Here is a 523-nt window from a genome sequence, read left to right on the forward strand (position 1 = left end):
TAATTTATCATGTCAGTGTTCGCTTAACTGGCTAGCATGATGCTAATTTCGTGGCATGGCGAAAATCCGTAAATCTGAAGAGACCTGCGGTTCTTTTTATATAGAGCGTAAATACATTCAATACCTTTTAAAGTATTCTTTGCTGTATTGATACTTTGATACCTTGTCTTTCTTACTTTAATATGATGGTGATCTTGCTCAATGAGATTATTCAGATATTTCGATGTACAATGACAGTCAGGTTTAAGTTTAAAAGCTTTAATTACTTTAGCCATGGCTACCTTCGTTGAAGGTGCCTGATCTGTAATTACCTTTTGAGGTTTAACAAATTGTTTAATGAGACGTTTGATAAACGCATATGCTGAATGATTATCTCGTTGCTTACGCAACCAAATATCTAATGTATGTCCCTCTGCATCAATGGCACGATATAAATAGCTCCATTTTCCTTTTATTTTGATGTACGTCTCATCAATACGCCATTTTTAATAAGCTTTTTGATGCTTTTTCTTCCAAATTTGAT

The 523-nt window shown here is 33.8% G+C and carries 1 pseudogene; it reads right to left on the reverse strand.

Features of this window, described 5'->3' with window-relative positions:
* Positions 1-23: 23 nt before the first annotated feature.
* Positions 24-523 (reverse strand): annotated as a pseudogene (locus L284_RS47150) (IS6 family transposase); the annotation flags it as partial.

It is taken from the genome of Novosphingobium lindaniclasticum LE124 (genome assembly GCF_000445125.1).
GTDB lineage: Bacteria > Pseudomonadota > Alphaproteobacteria > Sphingomonadales > Sphingomonadaceae > Novosphingobium > Novosphingobium lindaniclasticum.